Below are 13,515 nucleotides of genomic sequence, written 5' to 3'. Positions count from 1 at the left end.
ACCGCAGGGACTGGGCGAGCGTCGGCTGACAGGGCGGAAAGCCTAGCGCTGCGCCACGAAGACCGCATTGTCGAGGACGAAGGAGCCATCCGCCTCGACGGCGAAATGCTGGCGCACTTCCTCCGACATCGCCGCCTGCAGGGCACGGATGGCCTCGACGAAGACCGGCGGTGTGCGCATGCGGGCGATCCAGGAGGAAAACTCCAGGGGCTGGTGCCCGGGCGTGGTCGCCGTCACCGTGAAGCCGGCAGCGGCGAGCATCGCCTGCCATTCCCGGATCGAGTAGTCGCGCACATGCGAGGGGTCGCGCAGCATCTCGAACGCCTGCAGGAAGGTGTCGCAGACGGCCCGCGCCGGCGCCACCGCATCGGCCATCACCAGCGTGCCACCCGGCTTCAGGACCCGGAAGGCCTCGCGCAAGGCGGCCGGCACGTCGCCCCAGTGATGGGCCGAATAGCGGCTCAGCACCATGTCGAAGCTGGCGTCGGCGAAAGGCAGTTGCTCGACCGAGCCCTGGCGGGTTGCGATGTTGGCAAAGCCGCGCCTGGCCGCTTCCTCGGCGACGGCCGCCAACATTTCCGAGGAGAGGTCGTAGGCGACGACCTCGGCCGCGACCGGCGCGGCCGCAAAGCTGACATGGCCGCCGCCGCAGCCCAGATCCAGCACGCGGGAGGGGTGCCGGGCCGCGATCGCCTCAGCCACCAGCCGGAGATCCTCGCCCTTGGCGTGAACGGAACTGGCGACATAGGCGGCAGCCTGGGAGCCGAATTGGCTTGTGACCAGGTTTTCCAGGGTGACCGATCGGGCCATGGCTCTTCCTCCAAAGACTGAACACGCGGCTGAAGCGTTGTAATGCGAAGATGCGATACAGGGCAGCAACTGTCCTGATTGAAGCTCGCCCGGCGCCCGAGACCACACTGGAACGTCTCTAGATTCTGATTTACACTGGTACCAGATCCTTTTTTATCCTGGTATGAAAGTTGCCATGACAACGGAGTCGGATCAGGCGCGCCGCCAGCAGCTCGGCGAATTCCTGCGGTCCCAGCGCGCCCGGCTCACACCCGACCTCTTTGGCCTGCAGGGTGGGGCGCGGCGGCGCACGCCGGGCCTGCGGCGCGAGGAAGTCGCCCAGCTCGCCGGGCTTTCGACCACATGGTACACTTGGCTGGAGCAGGGGCGGGATATTTCGCTTTCGGCCCATGCCTTGGGCCGGCTCGCCAATGTGCTGAATTTCTCCCCCGCCGAGCGGGCCTATCTCTTCGACCTCGCGGGCAAGCGCGACCCGCAAGCCAGCGCCGAGGCCGAGCCGGCGGCTTCGCCGGCGCTGCTCGCCGCCCTCGAAACGATTGCCGGCCCTGCCTATCTGCTCGATCATCTGTGGAATGCGCTCGGCTGGAATGCGCACGCGGCCGAACTCTTCACCGGGTGGCTCGATGGCGACCATGACCGCAATCTCCTCGCCTATATCTTCCTCAGCCCGGCGGCCCGCGACCTGATCGAGGATTGGGAGGGACGGGCCCGGCGGGTGATCGCCGAGTTCCGCATCGACTATGGCCATCATATCGAGGAGGAGGCGATGCAGGCCCTGGTCGGCAGCCTTGCGGCGCGAAGCCCCTTTTTCGCGCAGGCCTGGCCGATTCATAGCGTGATCGGCCGTGAGGGCGGGCTTCGGCGCTTCAATCATCCCACGCGCGGTGCGCTCGAATTCCAGCAGATCACGCTCAATCCGACGACGCGTCCCGACCTGAAATTCGTGATGCTGGTGTAGCCGTCCGGGCTTTGGACACGGCTCGCCTTGCCGCGGCCCTGTCGCTCGGCTAGGTTTCGGGCCGATTTCCCCAAGGGTATACCTCCATGTCCCTAGAGACCGATCTCCTGGTCGACAGGCGTGTCCTGCGCCGCAAGCTTTCCGTCTGGCGCGTGCTGGCGTTCCTGTTCCTGGCCATTGCGTTGGTGGTGGCCTATCTCGCCATTGCGGGCACCAGTGCCCTGCAGCATCGCAGCCCGCATATCGCCCGCATCAAGCTCGACGGCTTCGTCGGCGACCAGACCGCCAACCTCAAGCTGTTCGATCAGATCGCCCAGTCGCAGGCCCAGGCCGTGATCGTGCGCATCAATTCGCCCGGCGGCACGACATCGGGCGGCGAGGCACTCTATGACGGCCTGCGCAAGCTCTCGGCCAGCAAGCCGACCGTGGCCTTCATCGATGGGCTGGGGGCGTCCGCCGCCTATATGGCCGCCGTCGGCACCGACCATATCGTGGCCCGGCGTTCGTCCCTGGTCGGCTCGATCGGCGTGCTGGTACAATATCCCAATGTCTCCAAGCTGCTCGACAGCATCGGCGTCAGCGTCGAGGCGGTGAAATCGTCGCCGCTCAAGGCCGCACCGGACGGCTTCACGCCGACCAGCCCCGAAGCCCGCGCGGCCCTGGCGTCGGTGGTCAATGACACCTATGGCTGGTTCAAGGATCTGGTGAAGGATCGCCGCAAGTTCGACGATGCCGGCCTTGCCGCCGTCTCCGATGGGCGCGTCTTCACCGGCAAGCAGGCGCTCGACCTCAAGCTCATCGACGAAATGGGCGACGAAGCCACGGCGATCGCCTGGCTCGGCAAGGACAAGCCTCGCATGAAGGCGCTGCCGGTCGAGGATTGGGACAAGCCTTCCACCTCGTCCTCCTTCCCCTTCGCGCGCACGGGCGTGGCCTGGCTCGCCGACAGTGTCGGTCTCGCCGGCCTGGGCGATGCCATCCGCTCCGCGCCTGAAACGCCTCCGGCCGCGCTTGACGGGCTTGTTTCCGTTTGGCACCCTTGAGTCACTCGTGTCTCACGGTCTGTCCGGACCAGCGTAGGGTGTCTAACCAGGACGAAGGACGGGGGAGCCTTTGGGTTCGATCCGCATCATGCTGTAAGGGAAGCTTGGACGCGATTCGCGTCGAGCGAACGTAACTTCACAAGACCGGCGACTGACGGGAACGAAAATGATCAAATCCGAACTGGTTCTGAAGATTGCGGAAGCCAATCCGCACCTCTATCAGCGCGACATCGAGAATATCGTCAATGCCATCCTCGACGAGATCGTCCAGGCCATGGCCAAGGGCGATCGGGTCGAGCTGCGCGGCTTCGGAGCCTTTTCGGTGAAATCCCGTCCGGCCCGCATCGGGCGCAATCCGCGTACCGGCGCCCATGTGCCCGTGGACGAGAAATACGTGCCTTTCTTCAAGACCGGCAAGGACATGCGGCTGCGGCTGAACAAGTCGCCGGCCTGAGCGAGAGCAAAGCGCGCCTTGGCGAGAATGCTCGTTTGCTCTAACTCTTTGTCTGGATGCGTCTTTGCGATTCCTGCCGATGCCGGGCAATCGAAGGACGCTTTTGCGATCATGCCGGAGCGGGGCAGGCCATGAAGCGCCTATTCTATTATTTCATCCTGGTCCTGGCCTTGATCGTGATGGCGGCCTTTGCCATCGCGAACAAGCAGTGGATCGCCGAAGGCGTGGCGCTCTCCTATGATCCGAGCGCACCGGGGGCCGAAGCAAGCACGCTGCATCTGCCGATGTTCCTGATTCTGTTCGGGGTCCTGGTCATCGGCATGTTGATCGGTGGCATCACGGTCTGGTTGAAGCAGAGCCGTTTTCGCCGTGCCGCGCGGGTTGCCCAGGTCGAGGCCGAACGCCATCGCAACGAACTCGACCGGCTGCGCAGCCAGGCGACTCCCGCGGCCGAATCGCGCGACAGCCACGCCATCCTGCCCTCGAGCGTGCCGTTCTGAGGCTCCTGATGCGAGAGCAGGCTCTCCCGTCTGCTCTCGGAACCTCTTCATCGGATCCTGCCTGCTTCCGGCAGCCGGATCGGTTATACTGGCTGCTGCCGGCCACACGGCCGGACCCTTCTCGCTGTCTTGGGCGAAACAGCCATGCGCGTCATCACGGCCGATGAGATCGATGGCCTTCTCAGCTTTCCCGACCTGATCGAAGCATTGCGCGCGGCCTTTGCCGCCGACTTCGTCACGCCGCCGCGCCAGCATCTCGAAATCGGCCATGGCGCCGATGCGGCCACCGCCTTGATCATGCCGTCCTGGAGTGCCAACGCACCGGGGCCGGGCGCCTATCTCGGCACGAAACTGGTGAACGTATTCCCGGCCAATGGCGCCCGCGGCCTGCCGGCCGTGCTCGGCACCTATGTGCTGATGTCGGGAGAAACCGGAGAGCCCCTGGCCGCGATCGACGGCACCCGGCTGACCCATTGGCGCACGGCCGCAGCCTCCGGCCTCGCCGCTTCCTATCTCGCCCGTCCGGAGGCGAGCCGTCTCGCCATGGTCGGCGCGGGCGCGTTGGCGCCCTTCCTCATCCGGGCCCATGCCAGCCAGAGGCCGATCCGCGACGTGGCGATCTGGAACCACCGGGCGGAGCGTGCGGAAAAGCTGGTCGAGGAACTGGTGCAGCAGGGGATCGCGGCCCGCTATGAGCCGGATCTCGAACGGGCGGTGCGCGCGGCCGACGTGGTGTCCTGTGCCACGCTATCGAACCTGCCCTTGGTCAAGGGCGCCTGGTTGCGGCCTGGCATGCATCTGGACCTGGTCGGCGCCTTCAATTTGCAGATGCGCGAAGCCGACGACGAGGCCGTGCGTGCCAGTGACCTGTTCATCGACACGCCGAGCGCCCTGACCGAGGGCGGCGACATCGCGCTGGCCCTCAAGACCGGTACCATCGGCCGGGACGATATCCAGGCCACTCTCGCCGATCTCGCCCGTGGCAATCATGGCGGCCGGGCATCGGGCGAATCATTGACGTTGTTCAAGTCGATCGGCAGCGCGGTGGAGGACCTCGCGGCGGCGATCCTGGTGTGGAAGAAGGCTGGCGGCAGGGGCTGAGTAGCGCCGCCTCAGGCGGCGTCGCTTTCCTGCTTCTGATGCAGGTCCAGGGCTTCGCGCAGCCATTCCAGCCAGTCCTTGAGGGCCCCGGCCTGGCCGGCTTCGAGGCCGGTGGTGGCGGCGATCTGGGATGGCACGGCCCGGGCCTTCTCGCGCAGGGCCTTGCCTTCGGCCGTCAGGGAGATGCGGACCTGGCGCTCGTCATGGCTGTCGCGCCGGCGCTTCAGCAGCCCCGCTGCCTCCAGGCGCTTGAGCAAGGGGGTGAGCGTGTTGGTCTCAAGGAAGAGCCGAGTGCCGATCTCGCCGACCTTGAGCCCATCCCGCTCCCACAGGCAGAGCATGACCAGATATTGCGGATAAGTCAGGCCGAGCGGGTCGAGCAGGGGTTTATAGGAGCGGCCAAAGGCATTGTTGGCGGCGTAGAGCGCAAAGCAAAGCTGGTTCTGCAAGAGCAGTGGCGTAAACTCGTTGGAAGACGGTTCCATCGGTGCCTCCTCTGGCGCAACGCATGTGACGTAACGTGTGGATGTCAGCAAATGCGTGACGCACTTTCAATCGTCGCGATGCCGGCTGCAAGACATGACCGGCGGCTATCAGCTGCGAATCATATCGCACGCGACAGGGAGGCAGAATCATTTTCGCAGGCTTTACCGATAAAAATCGTCTCGGTCGGCAAAATAAATATCGCACACGATATAAATGTGTGCGATATATGTCTCTGTGTTCAATCCCCGAAGGGAGTTCTGTCATGAAGGTTCTCTACACCACCGCTGCCCGTTCCGATCACAATGGCCGTGACGGTGGCCGTTCCGGTACCGTGGATGGCCATTTTTCGGTCAAGCTCGACCTGCCCAAGGAACTGGGCGGCGCCGGGGGGCCCGGCACCAATCCCGAGCAATTGTTCGCCACCGGCTATGCCGCCTGCTTCATGGGCGCGCTACGCTTCGTGGCCGGCAAGGAAAAGGTTGCCCTTCCCGAGGATGCCAGCGTCACCGCCACGGTCGGCATCGGCCCGCGTGACGATGGCGCCGGTTTCGGCCTCGACGTTGCTCTCGCGGTGGCTTTGCCGGGCATCGAGCACGCCCGCGCCGAGGATCTCGTCGCCAAGGCCCATATCGTCTGCCCCTACTCGGAAGCGACTCGCAAGAATCTCGACGTCCGCCTCAGCGTGGTCTGAGGCCGCGTTCGCGAGCGGCGTACGGATCGGGCGCGCAGATCCTGTGGGGGACGCGCGCCCGCCCTGCGAGCGGCATGGCTGGTGTGTTGATTCGGCGCTAAGCAGGGAACTCTGCTCGGAGTTCCCCCATGTCGCTGCCTCGCCCCTGGCGTGAAATCCTGCCGCAACTCCTGTCGACGGCTTTGATTCCGCTCACCGTAGCCGGAATCGGCTGGTACTATACGCGCTGGCAGCAGAATCTCGCCGATCTGCGCACCATGATCGACCTGATGACGGACGCCGCGCCGGAGAAGCGCAAATATGGCGTCGCCATGTTCGAATATCTCCTCAAGAACGACAAGGTGCCGGTGGAATTCATCACCGCGCAGCTCGACTACGCCAACTCCTCTTCCGATCGCGACCTGCTGCCTTTGCTGGAGAGCGCGGTGCAGAAGGCGTCCCTGGTCAACAATTCGGTGAAATCGGCCTATGAGGAGGCCACCGCCCGGCTGCCGAGCCGCGTCTTCGTACATGCGCTCACTGACAGCCAGCGCCCCTGCGCCGGCATTTTGCTCGACGAGATGAAGGACGGCGACAAGTCGGCCATCACCTTCCCGTCGGTGGTACTGGCCAAATGGTCGGGCGAGACGCATGAACTGCGCTATTTCAAGGCGTCCGACCGCAAGCGCGCCGAGGCTCTGGCCGATTTGTTCGCTACCGTCGGCCTGCAGCTCACCGCCAAGGACCTGTCGACGAGTTGGAGCGGAGCGCGCGATTCGCGCCCCAACACCTTCGAGATCTGGTTCGGCAATCCGGCGCTTCCGGCGAACTGCCTGCAGTCGAAGAAATAGGCGAGGTTAGGCCGCCAGAGGCGTGAGACGCGCGGCGATGCAGGCAATGTCCCGAGCAAGAGGGGTGGCATGGGTGACCATCACGCCATGGGCGACGCCCTCATAGACCAGCAGATCGGCGCCTGGGATCAGGGCTGCGTAGCGCCTGCCTGTGAGGTCCAGCGGCGCCGAAGCATCGCGGTCGCCATGGATCAGTGTCACCGGCAGCGCGAGGGCGGCGGCTTCGGTGCGCAAATCCGCCTCCACGATCGCGCGCTGCAGATCGAGCAGCACGCGCCGGGAACAGCCGAATACGCCGTCGATCAGCCGGTCCAGCGCGCGTCGGTCGGCTCCGGGGGCGAAGGGCTCGATATTGGCGTCGAGCCAGGCCGGCAGATTGTGGGCGAGTTCGGCCATCAAGGCCTCGATGGCTTCCCTGGGAATGCCTTGTTCGTTGCCTGGCCCGGCGGGCAGGCATGGACCCTGGGCTCCGACCATGACGATGCGCCCGATTCGATCGGCCCCGTGACGGCCGACATAGCGCAGCACTTCGCCGGCGGCGCAGGAATGAGCGACCACGGTGAGATCGGTGAGGTCGAGCTGGGTAATCACCGCGGCGAGGTCGTCGGCCAGCGCGTCGAAATCGACGCGGCCGGGATCGCTGGAGCGGCCATGGCCGCGGCGGTCATAGGCGATGGTGCGCAGGCCCTGGGCGTTGAGCCCGATCATGGTTTCGGCCCACACGCTGGAATCCATCGCCCAGCCGGCGAGCAGCAATACGGGAGCGCCCCGGCCCCAGTCGCGGACGAAAAGGCGGTGGCCGTCGGCAATCTCGACGAAAGGTGCAGTCATGGCGGTTCCTCCGGGTTGAGAGGCCCGATCCTGCCCGGTCATGCGGCGCTCGGCGATTACCCGGCAGGTAATCGCCTTCCCCGGCCAAGTCGCTACTGTCGGTGGTGTTGCGGCGGGAATGCCGCGGGAGGACAGTCGAATGAGCGTGACCTATCTGATCACCGGCACCGTCAAGCCTGAGCAGCGCGAGCGCTTTCTCGTCATGCTCAACGAACTGCTGGATGCCATGCGCCACGAAGAGAATTTCGTGAACGCCACGCTGCATTGCGACCCCGACGACCCCTGCCGTTTCCTGTTGCACGAAACCTGGGTCGATCACCAGGACGTGCTGGACGTGCAGCTCCATCGTCCCTATCGGCAGGCCTGGCATGAGGCCCTGCCGGAGCTGCTGGCCAAGCCGCGCGAAGTCTCGATCTGGCAGCCCTTGCGCGTCGATCGCAAGGATTGAGCGCTGCCCCTACCACAAATTCTTGCCGTCGATCACCGTGACCGGCACGGCCTCCAAATCGAAATCGTCGAAGAGCCGGGCATTGATGCTGATCTTGGGATTGTCGAAATCGGGCGCGCCGGTCGACCAGTCCGGCGTCTCAGTATAAGTGCCGCAGCCGCAGGTTGCGCAGAAATGGTGCTGGATGGTCTTCGAGCCCCAGCGATAGGTGGCCACCCGCTCGGGCGGCGAGGTCAAGCGGAACTGTTCGGGCTTGCAGTAAGCCCAGAGCGAGCCGCGCTTGGAGCAGAAGCTGCAGGTGCAACGCGTCACCTCCTGCGGCGCCTCGCTCAATTCGAATGTGGTGCCGCCGCAATGACAGCTGCCCTTGAGAGCCATGGCTTGTTCCTTCCCGATCTTCGCGCTAGCTCTTGATAGACTCAGTCTGCTGCCAACTTCCTGTCAGCAGCGTTTGCGCCGAAACGAGAGCTTGATGAGCGCCGCCCGCAAGATCCACACCTTGACCTTCCACCTTCTCGGCATTGCCGGCGAGGAGGCGATGGACGATATCATCGATGAGATCGAAGAATTCGCCGATGGCGTGGACTGGCCGATCGAAGCGCCGGATGCCTTCAAGCACAAGGTCAGCGAAACCGATCCGGATATGGGCTGCGCGGTGGAACTGCCGGTGCGCGCCAGCCTGGCCGGAGACACCATCGCCGGCGAGAAAGCCGACTTTGCCGGCGCCATGGCGCTGATCGAGCATTTGCGCGAGCTTTCGGCGCACCATCGTTTCAACATCGAGATCGCCTTCGACAAGGACATCGTCGGCACCATCGACAAGGGGACCTATAGCGAGGCCCTGCGCCAGGGTCTGGTCGAACCCTGGCAGGCCGGGTAGCCGCTTGCCCCGGCGGTCCGTCTGGCGCGCCACTGTCTCGGGGCTGGCATCCGGCCTGGTGCTGCTCGGCTTGGGACAAATTGCTTCGGCCCGATCCTTCGTGAGCGATGACGGCCTCTCGGACCTGCCCCTCGTGGTTTCGGCCGCGCCGTCCGGGCAGGGCGCGCTGGTGCTGTTCCTGTCGGGCGACACTGGCTGGGGCGGGTTGGAGCGGAGCCTGGCCCGCCGCCTCGCCCGGGCGGGCATCGGCGTCGTCGGGCTCGATGCGCGCCGCTACTTCTTCACCGGGCGCTCGCCAGCCGAACTCGCCCGGGACATCGAGCGTATCCTGGCCGTCTATCGCCGGCGCTGGCATGCCAGACGCTTCGTCCTGGCCGGCTATTCCTTCGGTGCCGATGCGCTGCCTTTCGCCTGGCCCCTGCTTTCGGCAAGGACGCAACGGGAGACCGGGCTGATTGCCCTGGTCGGCCTGTTGCCGGAGGCCAATTTCCGCATTTCGCTGCTGGAAATGCTCGACCTGCCGGCTGCGGACGACAGGCCGGTCGCGCCGATGCTCCGCCAGCTACCCGTTCGCAAGGTGGTCTGCCTCTATGGCCGGGAAGAGCATAGCGCCTGCATCCTGCCTCAGCTTGCCGGCGCCGAGCGCATCGCACGGCCGGGTGGGCATGACCGTAACGGCGACGCCGGCGCCGTGGCGCAGGCGATCCTGCGCCAGCTGGCCGTCAGGCCGCCAGCTCGGCCACCACCGCATCGAGCAGCGGAAAGCCCGCGCGGGTAACGCGGACGCGATCGTCCCGGCGTTCGATCATGCCGTTTTGCTGCAGGCCCGTCAGCGTCGCCTCCGCCATGGGCCGGCCGCGCAGCCGGGCGAGGCGGGTGAGATCGATGCCCTCGGCCAGGCGCAGACCCATCAGCAGCATTTCGTCGCCTTGCTGGTCCGCGGTCAGGGCCTGGTCGTCGACGAGGCCATGGCCGCGCTCGCGCACGCCGGCGAGCCATTTCTCCGGGCTGCGCTCGGTCGACAGCGCCCGACGGACACCTTCGGCATCGATGAGGCGGCCATGGGCGCCGGGGCCGATGCCGGCATATTCGCCATAGCGCCAATAGACCAGATTGTGCCGGCACTCGGCGCCGGGGCGGGCATGGTTGGAGATCTCGTAGGCCGGCAGGCCGCGCCGCTCGCAGGTCTCGCGGGTGATATCGAACAGGACACGGGCATCCTCGTCCGGCATCGGGATGAGCTTGCCGGCGGCGACCAGGCGCTCATACATGGTGTCGGGCTCGATGGTGAGCTGGTAGAGCGAGAGGTGTTCGGCCGCCCGGTCGATGGCCTGGTCGAGCTCGGCCTGCCAATCCCTGGGCTGCTGGTCCGGGCGGGCATAGATCAGGTCGAAGGAATAGCGTTCGAAGGATTTGGCGGCGATCTCGACGGCCGCCATGGCCTCGGCCACCGAATGCATGCGCCCCAGGCGCTTGAGATCGGCGTCGTTCATGGCCTGAACGCCGAGCGAGACGCGGTTGACCCCGGCGGCGCGGTAGCCGGCGAAGCGGGTGGCGTCGACGCTGGTCGGATTGGCTTCCAGCGAGATCTCGGCATCGGGGGCTATGGTCCAGGCCCCGCCGATGGCATCGAGAATGGCACCGACCGTCTTCGGTTCCATCAGCGAGGGCGTGCCGCCGCCGAAGAAGATCGACTGCACCTGCCGCCCCGGCGCGATGGCGGCCATGTGGGCGATTTCCTTGAGATAGGCCTCGACATAGCCGGCCTGGTCGACGCCGCCGGTGCGGACATGGCTGTTGAAGTCGCAATAGGGGCATTTGGCCAGGCAGAACGGCCAATGCACGTAAACGCCGAAGCCGGGCTCGAGGGATGTGGGGATCATTGGGCTCAAGTGGCAGTTGCTCGGGGCTACGTCAATCCCGGAGCGCGGACATCTTGTCCGCTCTTGGAAGCGCTACGCCGTGTGGAAGAGGCGGACAAGATGTCCGCGCTCCAAGGGAACTACCCCGCAAGCTCCCCGAACAACTGCTTCAGTGCTGTATTCGCCTCGAAGCCGATCCCTTCGGCCTGCGGCAGCGAGGCGTAGCCCTCCGCGACCGCGCTGTCATCCGCGAGGCCGTTGAAGGGGTGGAAGGCGAAGGGCGTGACCTCGGCGCCGCCGAGGCCCAGCGCCGCGGCGAGATGCAGGCCGAACAGGTGCCCGCCATGCGGCCAGAAGGCCTGCCTTTCCCAACCCTGATCGGTCATCGCCTCGATGATCTGGAGATAGCCGGGCAGGCCGTAGCAATGCACGGGGTCGAACAGCAGCACGTCCCGATCCGGGCGCAGGCCGCCATGGCGGGCAAGGAGCCGAGCTTCCGCCGCCGAAAACAGGGCCTCGCCCGCAGCGATGGGCGGCGCATAGGCCGATACCAGGGTGGACTGGGTCTCGAAGTCGAGCGGGTCGCAGATATCCTCGAACCACCACAGGCCCAGGGGCGAAAGCCGGGCAGCCGCCTCCAGGCCTGCCGGCCGGTCATAGGCGTTCATGGCGTCGACGGCGAGACGGCCGGCCGCTCCCAGCGCGGCGGCGGCCACCTCGATGCGCCGGAAATCCTGGTCGAGGCCGGCGCTGCCGATCTTCATCTTGGCATTGACGAAGCCGAGGTCGGCGAAGCGGCGCATCTCGTCGGCCAGCATGACGAGGTCGTTTTGGGGATGAAGATAGCCACCGCCGGCATAGACCCGCACCCTGCCGCTTCCGGCAGGGGCGCTGCCGAGCCGATCGGCCAGATGGGCATGAAGCGGCTGGCCGGCGGTCTTGGCGGCGATGTCCCACAACGCCATGTCGAGGGCACCGACCGCGATGCAGCGCTCGCCATGCCCGCCGGGTTTTTCGCCCGCCATCATCGCCCGCCAGGCCCTGAACGGATCGAGACTCCCGTCCTCTCCCAACAGGGCATCCGCCGGAGCCTGCCTGAGGCGCGGGGCGAAGCGCTCGCGGATCAACCCACTCTGGGCATAGCGGCCGACCGAGGCGTAGCCATAGCCGGTGAGAGGCCGGCCGGCGCGGGTGATGTCGGTGAGAATGGCGACGATGCTGGTGGTCAGTCCGCCCGGCTGAGCCGGGCCGGCATAGCGGGAGATCGGGATGCTGCGTTCGCGGATGTCGAGAATACGCATGGCTGATCCCGCAAGGTGGGCCGGTTCGTGCGCTGCCGCTTCAATCCCGCTGCACGCGCGAGTCCCGGTAGCGGTCACGGGCCACTTCACTGCACAGGCCCGACCATTCGCAGCCCACACAGGCCGAGCGCGTCAGATTGGCGACGAAGGCGCCCCGGAAGCGGGCCAGCAGGGCAGGGGTCAGGGTGATGCGGGTGCCGGTGCGGACGGACATGCGCATCAGGGCGCCGACATCGCGGATGGCGAGTTCGTCGCGCTGGTCGATCCGCGGCTCGTGGCAATGCGAATCGGGTTCTTGTACGAGCGGGGCGCAGATGTCGTCCGGCCCCGCCACGATCACGATGTCTTCCCCCTGGCTCAGTCGCGCTGCGATGGCGTCGTAATTGGCGACGAAGCCGGGGCTGTATCCCTTGCCGACATAGGTCAGCATGCAGAGGAGATGGTGGGCGCGAAGCCGCACCGTCACCGGGCGTTGCCGGCCTTGCCGCGTGCGAGAGCCGTCAGCGTGACGGCGCCGATGACCGACTTCAACAGGCCGCCGAGCAGGAAGGGGACGACGCCGAGCAGCAAGGCCTTCTCGAGGCCGATCTGTGCAGCAAGCCAGGCGCCGCCGATGGCAAGGCACATGAGATTGCCGAGCGCCATGCTGGCGAAGGCGAGAACCGGGCGGTTGCCGTTCCAGCCACGCTCGGCCAGAAAGCCGCAAAGAGCGGCGACGAGCGGGAAGGAGATCAGGTAGCCGGCGGTCGGGCCGACGAACAGCAAGGTGCCGATGCTTCCCGTCGCGGTGACCGGAAGGCCCATCCAGGCTTCGGCCAGCCAGGCCAGCACGGTGATGGCGCCGAGCCGCCAGCCATAGAGCGCGCCGATCAGCGTGACGGCCAGCGTCTGCATGGTCATCGGCACGGGGAACATGGGAACCTGGATATGGGATGCCAGCGCCAGTACGGCCGTGCCCGCGACCACGGCAGCCGCCTGCCAGCCGAGCGAGCGCCGAGAGATGTCGAGGGGGCTGAAAGCCGGCGCCAGGGAGGAGGTGACGGTGTGCGACATGGGAACTCCGCGCAAATTATAGATAATCTTGAATCCGATAATCTATAGAGGTCACAAAACGAGGCGATTGGCAATATCCGGGTGAAGCGCAGGAGTATTCCCGGGAGCGCGGACGTCCTCGTCCATAGGCGCTAAGATAAGGCGAGAGGCGAGAGGCGCGAGGCCGGCCCCCCCTTCGCCCCGTTTACGGGGAGAAGGTAAGGATGAGGGGCGGCGCGACCTCACAAACTGACGCCGTCCGTAGCCCCTCACCTCCATCCTCTCCCC

At 66.0% G+C, this 13,515-nt stretch carries 18 protein-coding genes; 10 read left to right on the top strand and 8 right to left on the bottom strand.

Translation table 11 applies throughout. The annotated features are described in order from the left end of the window. Positions 1-42: 42 nt before the first annotated feature. On the bottom strand, positions 43-810 hold the full coding sequence (locus BA190_RS03065; protein ID WP_068282420.1) for a class I SAM-dependent methyltransferase: 768 nt from the start codon (positions 808-810) through the stop codon (positions 43-45). 175 nt (positions 811-985) lie between these two features. On the opposite strand from BA190_RS03065, the gene BA190_RS03060 reads away from it, so the two are divergent. The 5 genes from BA190_RS03060 (at position 986) to BA190_RS03040 (ending at position 4,866) form a co-directional block, all read left to right on the top strand. After that, on the top strand, positions 986-1,768 hold the full coding sequence (locus BA190_RS03060; protein ID WP_082979414.1) for a helix-turn-helix transcriptional regulator: 783 nt from the start codon (positions 986-988) through the stop codon (positions 1,766-1,768). 86 nt (positions 1,769-1,854) lie between these two features. After that, positions 1,855-2,811, top strand: a complete 957-nt coding sequence (gene sppA / locus BA190_RS03055) for a signal peptide peptidase SppA (RefSeq protein ID WP_068282416.1) — start codon at positions 1,855-1,857, stop codon at positions 2,809-2,811. Between the two features lie 166 nt (positions 2,812-2,977). Continuing rightward, positions 2,978-3,265: an integration host factor subunit beta gene (gene ihfB, locus BA190_RS03050; protein ID WP_068282414.1), complete on the top strand. Its 288-nt coding sequence runs from the start codon at positions 2,978-2,980 to the stop codon at positions 3,263-3,265. 131 nt (positions 3,266-3,396) lie between these two features. Next, positions 3,397-3,765: a LapA family protein gene (locus BA190_RS03045; protein WP_068282410.1), complete on the top strand. Its 369-nt coding sequence runs from the start codon at positions 3,397-3,399 to the stop codon at positions 3,763-3,765. 144 nt (positions 3,766-3,909) lie between these two features. Then, positions 3,910-4,866 (top strand): ornithine cyclodeaminase family protein, encoded by a 957-nt coding sequence (locus BA190_RS03040; protein WP_068282407.1) that lies wholly within the window; start codon positions 3,910-3,912, stop codon positions 4,864-4,866. An 11-nt stretch (positions 4,867-4,877) separates the two neighbouring features. On the opposite strand, the gene BA190_RS03035 is transcribed toward BA190_RS03040, so the two are convergent. Beyond that, positions 4,878-5,351 carry a MarR family winged helix-turn-helix transcriptional regulator gene (locus BA190_RS03035; RefSeq protein WP_068282403.1) on the bottom strand — a complete coding sequence of 158 codons (474 nt, stop codon included), beginning with the start codon at positions 5,349-5,351 and terminating at the stop codon, positions 4,878-4,880. 263 nt (positions 5,352-5,614) lie between these two features. Here BA190_RS03035 and BA190_RS03030 point away from each other — a divergent pair, with 263 nt between their 5' ends. Next, entirely contained in the window at positions 5,615-6,043 is a 429-nt protein-coding gene (locus tag BA190_RS03030; RefSeq protein WP_068282400.1) for an organic hydroperoxide resistance protein, read from the top strand. 128 nt (positions 6,044-6,171) lie between these two features. After that, a complete protein-coding gene (locus BA190_RS03025) occupies positions 6,172-6,873 on the top strand; it encodes a hypothetical protein (protein ID WP_068282397.1) in 702 nt (233 codons plus the stop codon). 6 nt (positions 6,874-6,879) lie between these two features. Here the strand turns inward: BA190_RS03025 and BA190_RS03020 are convergent, their stop codons facing one another. Then, positions 6,880-7,704, bottom strand: coding sequence for an alpha/beta fold hydrolase (locus BA190_RS03020; RefSeq protein ID WP_068282392.1), 825 nt, complete (start codon positions 7,702-7,704; stop codon positions 6,880-6,882). A 139-nt stretch (positions 7,705-7,843) separates the two neighbouring features. On the opposite strand from BA190_RS03020, the gene BA190_RS03015 reads away from it, so the two are divergent. Further along, positions 7,844-8,152, top strand: a complete 309-nt coding sequence (locus tag BA190_RS03015) for a putative quinol monooxygenase (protein ID WP_068282389.1) — start codon at positions 7,844-7,846, stop codon at positions 8,150-8,152. 9 nt (positions 8,153-8,161) lie between these two features. On the opposite strand, the gene BA190_RS03010 is transcribed toward BA190_RS03015, so the two are convergent. Beyond that, entirely contained in the window at positions 8,162-8,530 is a 369-nt protein-coding gene (locus BA190_RS03010; RefSeq protein WP_068282387.1) for a GFA family protein, read from the bottom strand. A gap of 94 nt (positions 8,531-8,624) precedes the next feature. Between BA190_RS03010 and BA190_RS36405 the strand changes: the two genes are divergently transcribed. Continuing rightward, positions 8,625-9,032, top strand: coding sequence for a hypothetical protein (locus BA190_RS36405; RefSeq protein WP_068282384.1), 408 nt, complete (start codon positions 8,625-8,627; stop codon positions 9,030-9,032). A gap of 4 nt (positions 9,033-9,036) precedes the next feature. Further along, positions 9,037-9,810 carry an AcvB/VirJ family lysyl-phosphatidylglycerol hydrolase gene (locus BA190_RS03000; RefSeq protein WP_068282381.1) on the top strand — a complete coding sequence of 258 codons (774 nt, stop codon included), beginning with the start codon at positions 9,037-9,039 and terminating at the stop codon, positions 9,808-9,810. Here BA190_RS03000 and hemW read toward each other — a convergent pair. The 4 genes from hemW to BA190_RS02980 all read right to left on the bottom strand — a co-directional run bounded on the left by hemW (position 9,755) and on the right by BA190_RS02980 (position 13,248). Further along, positions 9,755-10,915 (bottom strand): radical SAM family heme chaperone HemW, encoded by a 1,161-nt coding sequence (gene hemW / locus BA190_RS02995; protein ID WP_068282375.1) that lies wholly within the window; start codon positions 10,913-10,915, stop codon positions 9,755-9,757. The genes BA190_RS03000 and hemW overlap by 56 nt on opposite strands. A gap of 119 nt (positions 10,916-11,034) precedes the next feature. Continuing rightward, positions 11,035-12,195: an enolase C-terminal domain-like protein gene (locus tag BA190_RS02990; protein WP_068282369.1), complete on the bottom strand. Its 1,161-nt coding sequence runs from the start codon at positions 12,193-12,195 to the stop codon at positions 11,035-11,037. A gap of 40 nt (positions 12,196-12,235) precedes the next feature. Beyond that, positions 12,236-12,661, bottom strand: a complete 426-nt coding sequence (locus BA190_RS02985) for a DUF1284 domain-containing protein (RefSeq protein ID WP_068282366.1) — start codon at positions 12,659-12,661, stop codon at positions 12,236-12,238. Further along, positions 12,658-13,248, bottom strand: coding sequence for a biotin transporter BioY (locus BA190_RS02980; RefSeq protein ID WP_068282363.1), 591 nt, complete (start codon positions 13,246-13,248; stop codon positions 12,658-12,660). Before BA190_RS02980 ends, BA190_RS02985 begins: the two co-directional genes overlap by 4 nt. Positions 13,249-13,515 lie beyond the last annotated feature (267 nt).

Source organism: Labrys sp. WJW (genome assembly GCF_001676615.1).
GTDB classification, from domain to species: domain Bacteria; phylum Pseudomonadota; class Alphaproteobacteria; order Rhizobiales; family Labraceae; genus Labrys; species Labrys sedimenti.
Note: the sequence above shows the minus strand (reverse complement) of the source record. Positions and strands in the feature narration are given on the sequence as shown.